General features: G+C 42.5%; 17 protein-coding genes. 12 read left to right on the plus strand and 5 right to left on the minus strand.

Annotated elements, in window-relative coordinates:
- Positions 1-28 precede the first annotated feature (28 nt).
- The 3 genes from ACFSCZ_RS03055 (at position 29) to ACFSCZ_RS03065 (ending at position 2601) form a co-directional block, all read left to right on the plus strand.
- Positions 29-913, plus strand: a complete 885-nt coding sequence (locus ACFSCZ_RS03055; RefSeq protein ID WP_380772272.1) for a LysR family transcriptional regulator — start codon at positions 29-31, stop codon at positions 911-913.
- A gap of 314 nt (positions 914-1227) precedes the next feature.
- Positions 1228-1776, plus strand: coding sequence for a peroxiredoxin (locus ACFSCZ_RS03060; protein WP_380772273.1), 549 nt, complete (start codon positions 1228-1230; stop codon positions 1774-1776).
- Positions 1777-2145: 369 nt separating this feature from the next.
- On the plus strand, positions 2146-2601 hold the full coding sequence (locus ACFSCZ_RS03065) for a TlpA disulfide reductase family protein (protein ID WP_380772274.1): 456 nt from the start codon (positions 2146-2148) through the stop codon (positions 2599-2601).
- Positions 2602-2783: 182 nt separating this feature from the next.
- On the opposite strand, the gene fdhD is transcribed toward ACFSCZ_RS03065, so the two are convergent.
- Positions 2784-3590, minus strand: coding sequence for a formate dehydrogenase accessory sulfurtransferase FdhD (gene fdhD / locus ACFSCZ_RS03070; protein WP_380772275.1), 807 nt, complete (start codon positions 3588-3590; stop codon positions 2784-2786).
- Positions 3591-3868: 278 nt separating this feature from the next.
- Positions 3869-5131: an L-lactate MFS transporter gene (locus ACFSCZ_RS03075; RefSeq protein ID WP_380772276.1), complete on the minus strand. Its 1263-nt coding sequence runs from the start codon at positions 5129-5131 to the stop codon at positions 3869-3871.
- A 324-nt stretch (positions 5132-5455) separates the two neighbouring features.
- Between ACFSCZ_RS03075 and ACFSCZ_RS03080 the strand changes: the two genes are divergently transcribed.
- The 3 genes from ACFSCZ_RS03080 (at position 5456) to ACFSCZ_RS03090 (ending at position 7985) form a co-directional block, all read left to right on the plus strand.
- Positions 5456-5908 carry a YflT domain-containing protein gene (locus ACFSCZ_RS03080; protein WP_380772277.1) on the plus strand — a complete coding sequence of 151 codons (453 nt, stop codon included), beginning with the start codon at positions 5456-5458 and terminating at the stop codon, positions 5906-5908.
- A gap of 192 nt (positions 5909-6100) precedes the next feature.
- On the plus strand, positions 6101-6967 hold the full coding sequence (locus ACFSCZ_RS03085) for a CvfB family protein (protein WP_380772278.1): 867 nt from the start codon (positions 6101-6103) through the stop codon (positions 6965-6967).
- Positions 6968-7322: 355 nt separating this feature from the next.
- The gene (locus tag ACFSCZ_RS03090) at positions 7323-7985 is read left to right on the plus strand and encodes a potassium channel family protein (protein ID WP_380772279.1); all 663 of its coding nucleotides are present in this window, start codon (positions 7323-7325) and stop codon (positions 7983-7985) included.
- Between the two features lie 112 nt (positions 7986-8097).
- Here the strand turns inward: ACFSCZ_RS03090 and rnjA are convergent, their stop codons facing one another.
- Both rnjA and ACFSCZ_RS03100 read right to left on the minus strand, forming a co-directional pair.
- Positions 8098-9765, minus strand: coding sequence for a ribonuclease J1 (gene rnjA, locus ACFSCZ_RS03095; RefSeq protein ID WP_380772280.1), 1668 nt, complete (start codon positions 9763-9765; stop codon positions 8098-8100).
- 3 nt (positions 9766-9768) lie between these two features.
- Positions 9769-9978: a DNA-dependent RNA polymerase subunit epsilon gene (locus ACFSCZ_RS03100; RefSeq protein WP_380772281.1), complete on the minus strand. Its 210-nt coding sequence runs from the start codon at positions 9976-9978 to the stop codon at positions 9769-9771.
- 753 nt (positions 9979-10731) lie between these two features.
- Here ACFSCZ_RS03100 and ACFSCZ_RS03105 point away from each other — a divergent pair.
- Entirely contained in the window at positions 10732-11523 is a 792-nt protein-coding gene (locus ACFSCZ_RS03105) for a Cof-type HAD-IIB family hydrolase (protein ID WP_380772282.1), read from the plus strand.
- A gap of 194 nt (positions 11524-11717) precedes the next feature.
- Here the strand turns inward: ACFSCZ_RS03105 and def are convergent, their stop codons facing one another.
- Positions 11718-12272, minus strand: coding sequence for a peptide deformylase (gene def, locus ACFSCZ_RS03110; RefSeq protein WP_380772283.1), 555 nt, complete (start codon positions 12270-12272; stop codon positions 11718-11720).
- 148 nt (positions 12273-12420) lie between these two features.
- On the opposite strand from def, the gene ACFSCZ_RS03115 reads away from it, so the two are divergent.
- The 5 genes from ACFSCZ_RS03115 (at position 12421) to lpdA (ending at position 18445) form a co-directional block, all read left to right on the plus strand.
- Complete coding sequence (locus ACFSCZ_RS03115; protein ID WP_380772284.1) at positions 12421-13062, plus strand: YkyA family protein; 642 nt, start codon at positions 12421-12423, stop codon at positions 13060-13062.
- A 467-nt stretch (positions 13063-13529) separates the two neighbouring features.
- A complete protein-coding gene (gene pdhA / locus ACFSCZ_RS03120; protein WP_380772285.1) occupies positions 13530-14645 on the plus strand; it encodes a pyruvate dehydrogenase (acetyl-transferring) E1 component subunit alpha in 1116 nt (371 codons plus the stop codon).
- Positions 14646-14648: 3 nt separating this feature from the next.
- A complete protein-coding gene (locus ACFSCZ_RS03125; protein WP_380772286.1) occupies positions 14649-15626 on the plus strand; it encodes an alpha-ketoacid dehydrogenase subunit beta in 978 nt (325 codons plus the stop codon).
- Between the two features lie 41 nt (positions 15627-15667).
- Positions 15668-17032 carry a dihydrolipoamide acetyltransferase family protein gene (locus ACFSCZ_RS03130; protein WP_380772287.1) on the plus strand — a complete coding sequence of 455 codons (1365 nt, stop codon included), beginning with the start codon at positions 15668-15670 and terminating at the stop codon, positions 17030-17032.
- Between the two features lie 3 nt (positions 17033-17035).
- On the plus strand, positions 17036-18445 hold the full coding sequence (gene lpdA / locus ACFSCZ_RS03135; protein ID WP_380772288.1) for a dihydrolipoyl dehydrogenase: 1410 nt from the start codon (positions 17036-17038) through the stop codon (positions 18443-18445).
- Positions 18446-18507: the final 62 nt, after the last annotated feature.

The following is an 18507-nucleotide window of genomic DNA, read 5'->3' on the forward strand; positions in this document are numbered from 1 at the left end:
AAATTATATTAGTTGAAGAGGGTTGGTTATGTCCGGAACGGATTTTCGATTTTTAACTGTTCTAGCTGAAGAAATGAACATGCGCAAGGCAGCTGAAAAACTTTTTGTTTCCCAGCCGGCTTTATCCCAACGGCTTCAAAATATAGAGAAGCAGTGGGGGACGAAATTATTTTTGCGTTCGCAAAAAGGTCTGATTCTTACTCCTTCCGGGGAAATTATTGTACGGTTTGCCAAGGAAATGATAGAAAAAGAAGAAAAGGTGATGGAAGAAATCCAAGCCCTCGAAAACCATGTCCATGGAACATTAAAAATTGCCTGTGCAACAATTGTAGGTCAAAATTGGCTGCCAAAAGTCTTAAAAAAGTTCGTTCAACTATATCCAAAGGCAAAAATTTCATTGATCACCGGATGGAGCAGTGAAATTCTTAAAGCCTTATATAGTGGTGATGTACATATCGGAATTATCAGGGGAGCGACGGATTGGAAGAGCAAAAAGTTTCATTTATTCAAGGACAGCCTGTATTTGGTAGACAGGGAAATTCAAAACATTGAAGAAGTCCCTCAAACAGATCGTCCGTTCATACAATTTAAAAGCGACTCCAATTATTATCAGGAAATTCAGGATTGGTGGCATCGTCAATTCCATATGGCACCGAAAAGCACAATTGTCGTAGATCAAATTGAGACATGCAAGCAAATGGCCTATAATGGGATCGGCTATGCCATATTGCCGGCAATTACATTGAATGGCACAGAAAGAAATATGCATCAAATCCCGCTTCTTGATGAAAAAGGACTGCCGGTAAAGCGTGACACATGGCTTCTGGGCTATGATTCTGCCTTTGAACTTCGCCAGGTAAAAGCCTTTTTAGAAGTCGTCCGTGAGTATCATGAAGCACATTCCGAATATTAATTGGCTGCTCGTGGCCGGGGCAGCTCTTTCGCAAAAAAAACGGAATGCTTTGCCGGAGCATTTTGCTTTGTTGTCGATATAAGTCATGTTAGACTGAAAGTGAAGGAATAATTATCCTGGGTTTTGGGATACATAATAAGGTGCCCGCGGAAAGCGCATTAATCAGTAATTATTTTTTGTTTAAATTTATTATAATTAATGTTGACTTGTCCGATACGATCTCCTATAATTACAATTGTGATAAGTTTGTGCACTGAGAAAATACATATGCTTTTCTCAGTTGAAAAATTAAATTTTATACGGAGGGATTTATCATGGCAGAACGTATGGTAGCAAAACAAGCTCCACGCTTTGAAATGGAGGCAGTCATGCCCAACAAGGAGTTTGGAAAAGTAAGCCTTGAAGAAAACATGAAAAACGGTAAATGGACAGTCCTCTTCTTCTATCCAATGGACTTCACGTTCGTTTGCCCAACGGAAATTACAGCAATGTCTGACCGTTATGATGAGTTCGAAGACCTTGATGCAGAAGTAATTGGAGCATCTACTGACACAATCCACACACACTTGGCATGGATCAACACAGACCGTAAAGACAATGGTCTTGGAGATTTGAAATACCCGCTTGCTGCTGATACTAACCATGCAGTTGCTCGCGACTATGGTGTTTTGATTGAAGAAGAAGGTGTGGCACTTCGCGGATTGTTCATCATCAATCCTGAAGGCGAATTAATGTACTCGGTTGTTAACCACAACAACATTGGCCGTGATGTAGACGAAACTCTTCGTGTACTCCAAGCGCTACAAACTGGCGGACTTTGCCCTGCAAACTGGAAGCCTGGCCAAGAAACTTTGAACGTTTAATATAGAAAAGCGCAGGCAGCCCGCATATCGGCGACAAGCGCTGGAGAAAAAACAGTGAAGGCGCCCTTTGCCTTCATGGTTTTTTCGAAGCGACCTCGAGCCGATGGCGGCCGTAGCTGGACAATAGAAAGGTGTAAGCGCCTTGGTCAGCCCCGACAAGCATAAGACGATTCCCGAGGAGGCAGCTTTCAGCCGCCACAGGGAATTGGCTTATGACCTCGAGGGGCTAGGCGCTGAAGCTGGACAAATAGAAAAGCGCAGGCAGCCCGCATATCGGCGACAAGCGCTAAAACTGGACAAAGGACAGGCACTCGTGTGTCTGTCCTTCAACTATCAAACCAAAACTTTTCAATGAAGAGAGGGATCGCTATGAAACTGCGTGAACCTATGCCTGAACTTGAAGGTGCAACAGAATGGTTTAATGGACAAGTGACAAAAGATGAACTGATCGGCGAGAAACCGACATTAATCCATTATTGGTCTGTCAGCTGCCATCTCTGTAAAGAGGCTATGCCAAATGTAAATAAATTCCGCGATGATTATCAAGATAAGTTAAATGTTGTTGCCGTTCATATTCCAAGATCAGAAGACGATCTTGATTTGGAAGAAATCAAACAAGTTGCTGATGAACATGGAATTACTCAACCCATTTTTGTTGATAACCAAATGAAACTTTCAGAGGCTTTTCAGAACGAATATGTTCCTGCTTATTATGTATTTGATAAGGACGGGGTGCTTCGCCACTTTCAGGCTGGCGGAGGCGGAATGAAGATGCTTGAAAAACGTGTTAATCGTGTGCTGGGGGAACTGGAGAAAAAGGAATAGCAAGCAACACAGAAAGGCGCTGAACAGGCGTCTTTTTTATGGTTATAGGAGAAGGGCGGCAATATGATTAAAACAGATAAGCTGTTCGAACGCTAAAAAGCTTCGTGAAGCTATTCTGAAAACATGCCACTCTGCTTCACGAAGCCATTTGCTGAAAAAGTTCATCTGCATTTGTCAGGGGCTTACTGTAGAATACCTTCAGCTTCTATAATTCTTTCAGGATGTGAGTAAATATTAAAATGGTCATCACGGGCAAAACCGATCGCTGTTATTCCAAGATCGCGGGCCAGATGTATTCCCAGTGTCGTAGGTGCAGATTTGGAAATAAGTATCCCGATTCCGATTTTGGATACTTTTAACACGACTTCTGATGAAATTCTGCCACTGAAGACAATCACCTTATCTTTTAATGAAATATTTTGGTTTAAACAGTGGCCAAAAATTTTATCCAAGGCATTATGACGGCCAATATCAGAATAACTAAAAAGAAGTTTTTCCGGCGTGCCCAGAGCGGCATTGTGTACCCCGCCTGTCAGCTGAAACTCCTCGGATCCTTCCTGCATTTCCTTCATGAGCCTCAAACATTGCTCTGCAGAAATTTTTCCCCGGGTCATAATCGTTTTAGCCGTTTTGGCATCATTATAAAAATAAAACTGTCTGCTTTTTCCGCAGCATGAACCGATCATTCGCTTTGAATAGAACTCTTTACTGATGACTTGCTTCACCTTTAATTCTACATAAGCCATGCCTTTGTCATCATCTATTTCCAATGAAGAGATATCTTCTATGTTTCGGATCAGCCCTTCAGATGCCAAAAAGCCGATGGTCAATTCCCTGATATGAGTGGGGGTACAGACGATCGTTGCAAATTCTTCATGATCTATATATATGGTTAGCGGATATTCCACAGCTGCCTGATCTTCTATTTCTTCCAATGACTCTCCCGTATATCTTAAAACTTGGAATCGGTTCCTTACTTGAGGGTCCATACAACCACCTTCTTAGCTAAAATCTTGTCGATCATTTTCCACTTTTCATTACTTCGTTTTAAGGTTTATAAATGATGGAAAATGATAGGTTCGTACCGATGTAAAGGCTTTTATCAGGCATTACATTTATTATATACGACAAGTATGTCTCCATCCAATAAAGAGTCTGACATACGAAAGAAAGGGTTTGTAAAGGACTCCAAGTAAAGCGGCTTGTGAGAAACATTCAAGCAGACAATCAGGCTTAAAAAGGAGGGTCCTGCAAACCAGCATACATTTTAGTTGGTGGCATAATTTTTGTTTCGGTCATTGGCGGCTTTTTTCAACTTACGAATGTCTACCCGAATAATAAGCGATACCGCTAAAGCAATAATGAAAAAACCTGCAAAGAATAAAAGACTGTTCCCATAACTGCCTGTCATATCTTTAATTTTGGCAGCGAACATCGGGCCTGCCAAGCCGGCTGCAGACCAGGCCGTTAAAATATAACCGTGGATAGCGCCCAGCTGTTTTGTTCCAAATATATCGCCGATATACGCCGGAATGCTGGAAAAACCGCCTCCATAACAGGTCAGGATGACCGCAAGCATGACCTGGAACAAAATAGATACTGTTGTAAATGGGAGCAGGGCAAACAGGATAATTTGAAGTATAAAGAAAATTGTATAAGTGTTGGGCCTGCCAATATAGTCAGATGCCGTTGCCCAGCCGATTCTTCCAAGCCCATTAAAGACTCCAAGGACTCCAACTAAAGCCGCAGCCTCTATGGAAGATAAACCGATACTTTCCTGTGCAAGCGGGCTGGCTGCTGATAGAATTGCAATGCCGCACGTAACGTTGATAAACAACATGATCCACAAATAATAAAAGCGCGGAGTTTTAATGGCTTCATTGGCTGTCAGCTGAGAGAGGTCTGCTGATACTTGTCCAGATTCAACTTTTTCTTTATAGCCTTTTGGCGCCCATCCCTCAGGGGGTTTCGCCAGATAAAGCGACGATGCAGTCATAATGATAAAATAGGATGCTCCGAGAATAAAAAATGTATTGGCTATTCCTACAGAATGAATTAGGGCATCCATAATAGGACTGCTGATGGCAGCCGCGAAGCCGAATCCCATGATGGCCATTCCCGTAGCCATGCCGCGTCTGTCTGGAAACCACTTGACTAAAGTGGACACGGGAGCGATATATCCCACTCCTAAACCAATTCCTCCCAGAACTCCGTAACAAATGTATAATAGTGGCAAAGAACCCAGTTTTACAGCGAATCCCGAACAAAAAACACCTACGCCAAAGAAAATGGAGGAAAGCAGCCCGGCTTTGCGTGGACCATACTTTTCCACGAAATGGCCCAGGAATGCGGCTGCAAACCCCAGAAATAAAATCGCCAGACTGAACGTAAATTGTACTTGGCTTGCTGACCACCCAAATTCATTGATTAAAGGATTGGTGAAATTACTCCAGGCATAAACTGACCCGATACAAATGTGAATACCAACAGCAGAAGCAACGATCAGCCATCTGTTTTTTAATTTCTCCATTATGTTTTTCCTCCTTCATGAATCCCTCTGTTGTTTGGAAACGCTGCCATGGGAAAACATCAACATCTCCTTTTGACAAAGGGGAGTTTTCATGGAGCAATCCGCCCGGGAAAACCTCAAAAGCAAATGTGAACAATACCCTTGTCACAGTAAAATCTCTTAAAACTACTATAAAGATGCTGATATTTTCCCTACCATGTTAACATGATTTCCATATTTTAGGGAAGTCATTGGCATTGTGTAATGAACACCAATTGGAGTTTACAAGTCTATCATGAGGGTAATCCAATAGTGTAAAAAGGAATTCCAAGGAGGGATTTGACTATGGAAGAAAAGTATGTAATAGGTTCATATGACACGGAACAAGAGGCAGTTACAGCAATAGAACAACTGAAGAGGGAAGGCTACAACGAAGAAGACATATCGGTTATCAGCAAAAACCGCCAGGAAGTAGATGATATTACGGAAGAAACGGATACAAAAGCCCCTGAAGGTGCAGCAACTGGTGCAGCAACAGGCGGCGTTCTAGGTGGACTGGGAGGTGTGTTGGCCGGACTCGGAACATTGGCTATCCCCGGCATTGGTCCAGTCATTGCAGCAGGCCCGATTGTAGCCGGGTTAACAGGAGCAGCTGCAGGAGCGGGGGTTGGCGGATTGGCAGGAGCATTGATTGGAATGGGAATTCCGGAAGATGAAGCGCGAAGATACGACGATGAAGTCAATCAGGGGAAAATCCTCGTTCTTGTAGATAAATCAAAAAGAGAACGATTGCCTTAATGATTCATCGGGAATCTTCCGTCTGTTATGGCGGAAGATTTTTTTGCTTGGTTTTTAGCATTTAATTAAATTTTTTGATCTTCGATGGCTAAGGCCGTAAATTTTGTACCATTCTTGTATTACTTATAAGATAATTGGACATGGTATAATGGGCATTCAATGTTAAAGCTTAAAAGAGGGGAATGACACGCTATGTCACGGTTAGAAGCAGGAACTGTCGTTAGGCTTGGTGGGGCAAGAGAAGTCCCTTTCGGATATTTTTTAACGGATGGGGAAGAAGATGTCTTGCTGCATCATACCGAAGTACCTGAAGATTTTAATCTCGAGCAGGAGCACACGGTCTTTTTATATCAGGATCATCAAGGAAGGTTGTCGGCGACTTTCACCATTCCGGAAATCAGGAAAGGACATTTCGGCTGGGCAGAGGTCGTTGAGGTCAAAAAAGATTTGGGAGTCTTTATACATATCGGTCTACAGAAAGATATACTTATCTCCAAAGACGATCTGCCGGAACTCCATCGGCTTTGGCCGGAAAAAGGCGAATATTTATTTTGCAGCTTAAAAACGGATAAGAAAAACAGATTATTCGGCAGTCTGACAAATGAAAACGAAATACAGAAGATCTCCAAGAGGGCGTCAAAAACGATGTTTAATCAAAATGTCACAGGGACAGTTTACCGGGTTCTTTTGGAAGGGACCAAGCTGATTACAGAAGAAGGCTATTTGGGTTTTATTCATAGAAGCGAGAGAACAAGAGAGCCCCGCTTGGGTGAAAAAGTAACTGGAAGAGTAACCGGCGTAAAGGAAGACGATGGGTCGCTCAATATTTCTCTTTTGCCACGGGCGCATGAAGCCATTGATAAAGATGCTGAGCTGATATTTAATTATTTGGTAAGCCGTGGCGGCAGTATGCCGTATGGAGATAAAAGCATGCCGGAAGATATAAAAGCCAGATTCCAGATGAGCAAAGGCGCTTTTAAACGGGCTTTGGGAAAGTTGATGAAGGAAGGAAAGGTTATCCAAAAAGACGGATGGACTCATAGGAAGGATCAAGGGTAACCATGATCGTTAAACACTCATTGTTTAATTAGAAGTCTAAATTCATCTAGTACCACCTCTGCACAGGGGGCATCCTGATTCTTTTGCTGATCTAACAAGCTCATCTGGATGCCGCCTCTTTCATCTATATCTTTCATCCCTCATTTTATCTTGTGTTTCTTTGTATTCGGAGTAACAGCACTTTTACACTTTAGATTTCATCCTTGCCAAGGAATTTTTCCAATCAATACATAAAAGGAACAAGCTAAACCGCCGAACTCGAGGCATATGATTGTTCCCGTTTCCGCAAAAAGGGCCATTTAAATAACTGTCATGATTATGCTAAAATGGCAACAGGAAGAGTGGAGGAATGAAATTGAAAAGTGAATTCGCAGTCATTGGTCTGGGACGGTTTGGAGGAAGTATCGTTCGTTCCCTTATCGAGCAGGGGATGGAGGTCATGGCGATTGATATTAACGAGGAAAGAGTCAATGAATTTGCGTCCGTTGCCACGCAAGCGGTAATTGCAGATACGACCGATGAAAATGTATTGAAGAATTTGGGTATACGTAATTTTGACCACGTCATTGTTGCGATTGGTGATAATATTCAATCCAGCATTTTAACAACGATTATTTTAAAGGAACTTGGTGTTGAGCACATCACAGTAAAAGCACAAAATGATTACCACGAGAAAGTTCTCCGTAAAATTGGCGCTGACCATGTGGTGCATCCTGAGCGTGATATGGGAAGGAGGATTGCCCATTATATTGTTTCAACGAATGTATTGGATTATCTTGAGTTATCGGAGGAATACAGCATTGTTGAAGTCATAGTAAATGATTTTCTCGCCGGCCGCACTTTAGTAGAGCTTGATGTACGGGCAAAATACGGCATTAATATTGTTGCTATTAAACGAGGAAAAGAGATTATTGTTTCTCCAATGGCCAATGACCCGCTGCAGATGAATGATATATTAATCATCATTGGAGCGGATACAGACATCAACCGTTTTGAGAAAAAAATGTTAAATCAATAAAGATAGGGATAACGGTACAGCCTTCGCCATTTATAAAATGTTACATGTGTTGATAAGTAAAAAGCTGACTCAATCTGCTCGTGGAAAACGAACTTTTGAGTCAGCTTTTTTCTTATATCTCCATAATAATCGGCAAAATCATCGGTCGTCTTTTCGTCCGTTCATATAAAAACGGCAAAAGCGTATCAGTGATTTCGTTTTTAATCTCAGACCATTGTGATGTTTTACGATCCATTACCTTATACAGATGCCTTGAAAGCATCCGCTGTGCTTCATTGATCAGATCGCCGGATTCCCTCATATATACGAACCCACGGGAAATAATATCAGGTCCTGCAGCAATTTTATATTGATCCATATCAATAGAAACAACTACAATGACCAGGCCTTCTTCCGATAAGATTCTCCGGTCCCGCAGCACAATATTTCCGATATCCCCAATGCCGCTGCCATCAATGTATACGGATCCGGACGGTATTTTTCCAGCCACTTCGGCGTGATCAGAACTGAGAGCGAGAACATGTCCATTGTCCATAATAAAACAATGTTCTTCCGGTATTCCGCAATCCACTGCAAGCTGTGCGTGCATTTTTTGCATTCTGAATTCCCCGTGGATGGGCAGAAAGAATTTAGGTTTCATCAGCCGGAGCATAAGTTTTTGCTCTTCTTGTCCTCCGTGTCCGGAGGTATGGATGTTGTTGAGCGGTCCTGCAATCACCTCGGCACCTGCCCGGTACAACAAGTTAATTGTTCGGTTTACACTGCTTCTGTTTCCAGGAATTGGCGAAGATGAAAATACGACTGTATCACCTGGCTGGATTTGAATTTGCCGGTGGGTTCCATTAGCAATTCTTGACAAAGCAGCCATAGGCTCTCCTTGGCTCCCCGTACATAAAATCGTAACTTTGTTGGCCGGGAGACGGTTCAATTGCTGTGTATTTATGAACGTGTCTTTTGGTGCACTGATATATCCCAATTTTTGCCCGATTTCAATAGCTGCTTCCATACTTCTGCCAAAAACTGCAATTTTCCGGTCATTCTTGACTGCCGCTTCCGTTACTTGCTGGAGCCTGTGAATATTGGATGCGAATGTCGCAAAGATGATCCGGCCATCAACCTTTCGAAAGATATCCTGAATGCTCGCTCCAACTTTTCGTTCTGACATTGTAAAATGAGGGACTTCCGCATTTGTACTGTCTGATAACAGGCAGAGGACACCTTCTTTGCCAATCTCAGCCATTTTAGTCAAGTTTGCCGGTTCTCCGACAGGGGTGAAATCGAATTTAAAATCCCCTGTATGAACAATATTTCCTGGTGGTGTTTTTACGACAATTCCATATGAATCCGGGATGCTGTGGGTTGTCCGAAAAAAACTGACAGAAGTTTTTCTGAATTTAATAACATCTTCTTCCTTGATCTCATGTAGTGTAGCTTTTCTTAACAGTCCATGTTCTTCGAGTTTGTTCTTTATCAAACCCATAGCCAGTTTGCCGGCATAAATTGGAATGTTAATTTCCCTTAACAGATAAGGAATGCCGCCGATATGATCCTCGTGCCCGTGTGTAATAAACAGGCCGCGGATTTTTTCTTCATTCTTGACGAGATATGTGTAATCGGGGATGACATAATCGATTCCAAGCAATTCGTCTTCCGGAAATTTAATACCGGAATCGATTAAAATAATTTCATCCTGAAATTGTATGCCGTACGTATTTTTTCCGATTTCGCCCAAACCGCCCAGGGCGAAAACAGCTGATTGATCATTTTTAACAAATTTCATACGTTACACAGTCTCCAGTCTAAAATTAGGACTGTTTTTCTCATACTCGAGATAGTCCCCATCCAACGGCTGAATGAACTCAATGTTAATTTGGCGGTCTTTTAGATGCTTGCGAACTGCGTGAGTGCTTTCAGCCTCGACAAACAAAACTTTCGTATTTTCCCGGACAGGCATTTCCGTCACACTGTCCTGATAGTACACTTTATAAATCATTTCTTTCTCTCCTTAATTCCGTGTTCGAATTCCAATATTCTCTATTATAGTAAAAAGCTTCATGGAATGCATGTTTTTCATGCAGCTTTCCGTTGATAAGTAAAGTAAGGTTATTACAGTCTATACAGGTCCTGCTCCGGCGGACTCATGTCCCTGTCAGCCATGTGCAGCAGTTAGAGGCGGAAAGCTCTGATAGCCTTCCATAGAAGCGTTAACTTTTTCAAAAATATCGCTTTCTATGCCTGCCGGAGCCCACCTTAAGTGCCGGGGGTATCGTCATTCCTATAATTCCTATCAAGTCTGAAGGAAGACAGCCAGATGGAATGAGCTTTCGCACATAAGTGATCTTGAAGAAATCTGTTCAGCTAATACAATAATTCTCTATAGCTTTATGTGGAGTAATGCCGGAATATGAAGGTATTCCTGATCTGCGGCTGGTACCTTGTGCACTTTACTGCGAGCAAATGTCGTATAATAAAAGAATAAGCCCTCCAGCAGCAGAGGGGCGTTAATAAAATTCATCATCAGGCAATCGTTTTTTTCTTGAGCAAATCTTTCCATTGTTTTAAAAGCTTGCGTCTTAGCTTCTTAAACATGGTTTGATCACTCCTTACTTCATATTTTAACCGATTTTTTTCAAAAGTAAAAGCTTTGTGGGTACAGGCTCCATTTTTTTGGATAGTTTATTATGTTTATTATATGCTAAAAGCGGAAAACTCTATCATGGATAACATTGGAATTGGATGTGTAAAAGTGAGCAAAATCGTATTTTTTGATATTGATGGTACACTATTGGATGAAGAAAAAAATCTTCCGTCTTCAACAAAGCAAGCCATACATACCCTGCAGCAAAATGGTGTGTATACAGCCATTGCCACCGGGCGTGCTCCATTTATGGTGACTCCTTTATTAGAACAGTTAAATATGCAATCCTATGTTAGTTTCAATGGCCAGTATGTCGTTTTTGAAGATGAACTCCTATCAGAAACGCCGCTCAACCAAGATATATTAAAGGAAATAGAGTGTACGGCAGTTGAACACGGCCATGCGATGGCATATATGAATGACCAAACATTAAAGACGAATGCCAAAGACAGTGAACGTGTAAGAAAAGCTCTTGGATCGCTTAAAATGACATACCCTGAGGTTGATCCTGAGTTTTACAAAAAAAGTAATATTTATCAAGCATTGCTGTTTACAAAAGAAAATGAAGCGGAATATTTGTCTGCTTTTCAGGAAGTGGACTTTATCCGATGGCATGAACTGTCTTTGGATATTGTCCCAAAAGGCGGGTCAAAGGCCAAAGGAATTCATCAGATGATTGAGCGTCTTGGTTTTAAAATGGAAGATGTGTATGCTTTTGGAGACGGGCTTAACGACATAGAAATGCTCCAGGAGGTTGGTATGGGGATCGCAATGGGGAACGCACATGAATCAGTAAAAAAACATGCAGACTTTGTTACAACACATGTAAATGAACATGGGATTGTAAACGGACTGAAAGAGGTTGGCCTTTTGGATTCCTCCTTTCAAACGATCCGTTGAAGAAATCCTATAAAAATCAAAACCGGGATAATAAAGCTATTGTGATAAGAATTCAGCGGACGGCCGGTGAGCCCCCTCGTGCTGTCGCACATGGGGGACTTTCCGAGTCCTTATTTATCTCTCAGGGGTATGGTTTTTTGCATGAGCATGCAGAATATGGTTCTGCTTCAACTTGCATACTGCAGTTCCAAGCTTTAGTTTTCGATAGGGATCGCCTTTTCCGTGAGTTGGAAGGGGTTTTCTTGATTGATATGGTCATAAAACATTACCCCATTTAAATGATCGAGTTCGTGCTGAAACACAATCGCAGGTATCCCTCGTAATCGAAGTTTGATTTCTTCCCCCTTTTTGTCGTAGCCTCTCACCGTAATACGGGCGTGGCGCAACACATAGCCTGGAATGGACCGGTCTACAGATAAGCAGCCTTCCCCTGATGTTAAATAAGATTTTTCAACCGAGTGGCTGATAATTTTGGGATTGATAAATGAATAATTAAATTCCTGTCCTTTCTCATCCGTGACCCGCATGACAAACATCCGCTTGGATACATTGATTTGCGGAGCAGCCAGACCGACTCCCGCCCGCAAGCCATACTTTTCGCTTATCTTGGGATCTTGACTGTTTATAAGAAATTCCTCCATGCTCTTTAAAATTTCAATATCTTCTGCAGCAGGCGGAATCGAAACTTCTTTTGCGACTTTCCGTAAAGTGGGATGTCCGTCCCTGATAATATCTTTCATTAACAGCATCGTGTGGCCTCCTATCTGATTCTCTTATTAGAAACAGTTTATCAAAATTGCAGTCCCAAATAAATGAACATTATTAACATAAAGTATGTTGTAAATTCCAGCTTATCCCATTATAGTAGAGACTATGGAATGATGGGAGGAATACCTTGTGAAAAGAATATGTATGGCTGCCCTGATGCTTGCCTCTATAACATTTATATCAGCGTGTGGAAGTCCGGAGGAACAAATACATAAACATCTTGAGGAAACCATTGTACTGGAAAAGGACTTTGAAGATCAGCAAAAACCATTAATGGAATTGGAACAAGAGGAAAAGGCCCTGTTTGATGAGATCATGTCACTGGGGATGAAACATTTTGACAAAATTACCTCTTTGTCAAATGAAGCCCTAGCTAACTTGGATAAGCGTGAAGAGCATTTGGCCAAAGAGGAAGAAGCGATGGAAGCTTCCAAAAATGAATTTGAAAAGATCGATGATGTACTAGATAAAATGGAAGATGAAAAGATTCAGGCAAAAGCCAAAGAACTTCAGGACCTGATGAATAAACGTTTTGATGCACATGGGCAATTAGTCAGTGCGTATAAGGACGTCATTCAAGAAGACCGGAAAATGTATGAAATGTTAAAAGATAAGGAACTGAAACATGAAGATTTGGAAGCGCAAATTGTCAAATCCAACGAGGCACAGGAAAAAGTACTGGAAGCAAATGAAAAGTTTAATGAATACACTAAAACCTTTAATGCAGAAAAGGAAAAGCTGTATAAAGAAGCTGGCATTGGTTCTGAATAAAGGTGTTGTCATGAGGAAACGTGAGATGGCGTTTCCTTTTTTTTGTTGAAATCACTTGCTATGAGGACCGTACAGAATCAAATTCCGGATAGGGAAGTTACCATGCCTTTGATGTTATGTACTATAACACTTTCTTCTTTTGGCTTTTTGTATAGTACAGATATTTTTATAATTATAATACAGTTTGATAATATGAACACCAACGTCCTGTCGAAAAATGCTAAAAACGTTAAATTCATTGACTTAAAGAAGGTTGTCATGTAATGTAAAAACCGAGATATAAATGTTGTATCATTAAACGGCTGAAATTCATTAATACAGATGGCAGCTGAGTAAAAAAATAAGGTTTTCTGGACACTTTTTGTGGAAAACATAAGGATAATCTGTAGCTTAGTGAAGTGTGCCGTTTGGGGTACTCTACTGAATAAATGAAAAAAAGCAAATAATAGGAAGGATTGGTGGTTAACATGGCTTCAAAAGCAAAGGCAGCTCAGTTCGATGCGGTTAAAACGCTGCAAAGCATTGAAGAGAAGTTTGAAATGGTACAAGTGTTAAATGAAAAGGGCGAAGTGGTCAATGATAAAATGATGCCGGACCTTTCCGATGAGCAATTAGTCGCATTAATGAGCCGTATGGTCTATACCCGAATTTTGGATCAGCGCTCCATTTCTTTGAACCGCCAAGGGCGTCTTGGTTTTTATGCACCGACTGCCGGACAGGAAGCATCGGCTATAGCTTCACAATTCGCGCTGGAAAAAGAGGATTTCATCTTGCCCGGATACAGAGATGTTCCCCAAATCGTTTGGCACGGACTTCCATTATATAAAGCATTCTTATTTTCAAGAGGACACTTTGTAGGGAACCAAATTCCCGATGGTGTCAATGTTCTTTCTCCGCAAATCATTATCGGTGCTCAATATGTACAGGCAGCCGGAGTTGCTCTTGGATTGAAGAAACGAGGAAAGAAGGCAGTGGCAGTTACATATACCGGTGATGGCGGTTCATCACAGGGCGACTTTTATGAAGGTATTAACTTTGCTGGCGCATTCGGAGCACCTGCTGTATTTATTGTTCAAAACAACCAATTTGCCATATCGACGCCGCGTGAAAAGCAGACGGCTGCCCAAACGATTGCACAAAAAGCTGTCGCTGCCGGTATGCCGGGAATTGTAGTAGACGGAATGGACCCGCTCGCAGTGTATGCGGCAGTGCGTGAAGCACGCGAACGCGCGATTAACGGCGGCGGACCATCCCTCATTGAGACCATTTGCTACCGGTATGGCCCGCATACGATGGCAGGAGATGATCCGACCAGATACAGAACATCCGATACGGACAATGAATGGGAGAAAAAGGATCCGATTGTTCGTTTTAGAACGTACTTGGAAGGCAAGGGCCTGTGGAACGAAGAAAAAGAAAATGAAGTCATTGAACAGGCGAAAGAGGAGATCAAGCAGGCCATTAAGAAAGCAGATGAAACGCCAAAACAAAAGGTGACAGATTTGATTTCCAATATGTTTGAAAAGCTTCCATCGAACTTACAGGAGCAGTATGAAATATATAAAGAGAAGGAGTCGAAGTAAGCCATGGCGCAAATGACAATGATTCAAGCAATTACTGATGCGCTCAGAACGGAGTTGCGCAACGACGAAAATGTGCTTGTATTTGGGGAAGACGTAGGGGTGAATGGCGGTGTTTTCCGTGCAACAGAAGGTTTGCAAAAGGAATTCGGAGAAGATCGGGTATTCGATACACCGCTGGCAGAATCAGGAATCGGCGGTCTTGCGGTCGGCCTGGCAGTACAAGGTTTCCGTCCTGTTCCCGAGATTCAGTTCTTTGGGTTTGTGTATGAAGTAATGGATTCCATAAGCGGCCAGTTGGCGCGTTTGCGTTACCGGTCAGGAGGTACATATCATGCTCCTGTAACCATTCGTTCTCCATTTGGAGGCGGTGTTCATACACCGGAGCTTCATGCGGACAGCCTGGAGGGCTTAATGGCACAGCAGCCCGGTTTAAAAGTGGTTATTCCGTCTTCTCCATATGATGCTAAAGGATTGCTCATTTCAGCGATACGTGATAATGACCCGGTCATTTTTCTTGAACACATGAAATTGTACCGGTCATTCAGGGAAGAAGTTCCTGAAGAAGAATATACGATTCCTCTTGGGAAAGCCGAGGTTAAACGTGAAGGTACAGATCTTTCCATCATCACTTACGGGGCCATGGTCCACGATTCCATCAAAGCAGCTGAAGCACTTGAAAAAGACGGGTATTCGGCAGAAGTCATCGACCTTAGAACCGTCAGCCCGCTGGATGTGGACACGATCATTCAATCAGTCGAAAAAACAAATCGGGCAATCGTCGTACAAGAAGCACAAAAACAGGCAGGAGTTGCAGCGAATGTTGTTGCTGAAATCAACGATCGCGCAATTTTGAGTTTAGAAGCCCCTGTGCTGAGGGTGACTGCACCGGATACCGTTTATCCTTTCTCTCAGGCAGAGCCGGTTTGGCTTCCGAACCACAAAGATATTATAGAGACAGCAAAGAAAGTACTTGAATTCTAATAAAGTTGCTATCAAAAGATGAATACAGGAGGGTGAATACATTGTCATTTCAATTTAGACTGCCTGATATCGGTGAAGGGATTCACGAAGGCGAAATCGTTAAATGGTTCGTGGAACCGGGCCAAAAGGTAGAAGAAGATGATGTGTTATGTGAAGTTCAAAATGATAAGGCAGTAGTAGAAATACCATCTCCCGTTGCCGGTACAGTTGAAGAAATACTGGTTAACGAAGGAGAGACGGCTATCGTCGGAGATGCCCTCATCAAAATTGATGCCCCTGGATATGAGGACCTTAAATTCAAGGGGGACAATGAAGAGGGAGAAGAAACAACGGAAGAAAATGTTCAATCAACTGCCGAAAGCGGACAAGATTTAAAGAAAGAAGAAGTGAAGACTGAAGATAAACAAGAGGCACAGCCCGAAACAACCGGTGCAGGTGCGCAGCCTGAATCTGCTGAATCGGAAAGCAGTTCCAATCAGCGAGTGATCGCAATGCCTTCTGTCAGAAAATATGCACGCGAGAACAACGTAAACATTCACGAAGTTACAGGTTCAGGAAAAAATGGCCGAATCTTGAAATCTGATATTGATGACTTTATAAGTGCACCTCCATCTACAGAAAAAAAAGCAGCAGCCAATCCAGAGGAGGCGCCTCCTCAAGAAAAATCTGCACCATCGAAAACAGTGGAAGTTCCGGAGGGCGCATTCCCGGAAACAAGAGAAAAAATGACGGGTATCCGAAAAGCCATCGCCAGGGCAATGGTCAACTCCAAACATACCGCACCGCATGTTGCGCTGCTGGATGAAGTGGATGTTTCCGCGCTTGTTGCACATCGCAAGAAGTTCAAGGCTATAGCTGCTGAAAAAGATATTAAATTGACCTATTTGCCGTATGTGGTAAAAGCCTTGGTGAGTGCATTAAGAGAATATCCTGCTCTAAATACGTCTCTGGATGATGAAACAGAAGAGATCATTCAGAAGCATTATTTCAACATTGGTATAGCGGCCGATACGGATAGAGGGCTGCTTGTTCCCGTGGTGAAACGTGCAGATACCAAATCGGTGTTTGCCATTTCCAAAGAAATCAATGAACTGGCAGATAAAGCCAGAACAGGAAAGTTGAGCCCGGATGAAATGCGAGGAGGCTCATGCACCATTACGAATATCGGCTCAGTTGGAGGACAGTGGTTTACGCCAGTCATTAATCATCCGGAAACTGCGATACTCGGAATCGGACGAATTGCGGAAAAACCAACAGTGAAAAATGGTGAAATTGTAGCCGCTCCTGTGTTAGCATTATCATTGAGCTTTGATCATCGGATTATTGACGGCGCAACCGGACAGCAGGCATTAAATCACATCAAGCGCTTGTTAAGTGATCCCGAACTTTTATTAATGGAGGCGTAGAGTATGGTAGTAGGAGATTTTCCAATTGAAACAGACACGATTGTCATTGGTGCCGGACCAGGCGGCTATGTAGCAGCCATTCGCGCAGCACAGCTTGGTCAAAAAGTAACGATTGTCGAAAAAGGAAATCTTGGAGGAGTGTGCCTGAATGTAGGCTGTATTCCTTCCAAAGCCTTGATTTCCGCATCGCATCGTTACCAAGGAGCCAAAAGTTCAGAAGACATCGGCATCACCGCGGAAAATGTTACACTTGATTTCGGGAAAGTCCAAGAATGGAAAGCTGGGGTTGTCAATAAATTAACCAGCGGTGTAGAAGGGCTTCTAAAAGGAAACAAGGTCGACATTGTAAAGGGTGAAGCCTACTTTGTCGATGAAAACAGCATTCGTGTAATGGATGAAAACTCTGCACAAACCTACACATTCAAGCATGCCATCATTGCAACGGGTTCCCGTCCAACTGAAATTCCGGGCTTTCAATATTCAAAGCGGGTATTGGATTCAACAGGTGCAATTAACTTAGATGAACTTCCGGAAAAGCTTGTTGTAATCGGCGGCGGATATATTGGAATTGAACTGGGAACAACGTACGCCAATTTTGGAACAGAAGTAACAATTATCGAATATGAAAAAGACATTCTTGGCGGATTCGAAAAGCAGATGACTGCGTTAGTCAAACGCAATCTGAAAAAGAAAAATGTAAATGTGATTACAAAAGCTGAGGCAAAAAGCGTGGAAGAAACGGAGTCCGGAGTGAAAGTAACCTACTCTTCAAAAGGGGAAGAACATACAATTGAAGCGGATTATGTTCTTGTTACCGTTGGAAGAAAGCCAAATACGGATGAGCTGGGGCTTGAACAAGTTGGAGTCAAAATGAATGACAAAGGCGTCATTGAAGTCGATAAGCAACGCCGTACAAGTGTTCCAAATATTTTTGCGATCGGGGATATTGTTGAGGGCCCGATGCTTGCCCATAAAGCCTCTTATGAAGGTAAAATTGCGGCAGAGGCCATCTCTGGACAATCCTCCGAAGTAGACTATCTGGGCATTCCGGCTGTAGTCTTCTCTGAACCTGAATTGGCTTCTGTTGGATATTCGGAACAGGATGCAAAAGATGAGGGGATTGAAGTGATTGCAGCAAGATTCCCATATGCTGCAAACGGCCGTGCACTCGCCCTCAATGAAACAGACGGATATGTAAAATTAATCACTCGTAAAGAGGATGGATTAATTATCGGCGGCCAAATCGCAGGTGCCAATGCTTCTGATATTATTGCAGAAATTGGACTGGCCATAGAATCAGGTATGACTGCAGAAGATGTAGCGATGACCATTCACGCTCACCCTACTTTAGGAGAAATGACGATGGAAGCTGCAGAAATTGCACTTGGAACACCTATACATGTCATGAAGTAAGAAATAACCCATGGAATCTTGGTTCCATGGGTTTTTCCATGCTGTATGGCCTAGATGTAAAC

The organism is Siminovitchia sediminis, from assembly GCF_042680885.1.
Taxonomy (GTDB): domain Bacteria; phylum Bacillota; class Bacilli; order Bacillales; family Bacillaceae_C; genus Siminovitchia; species Siminovitchia sediminis.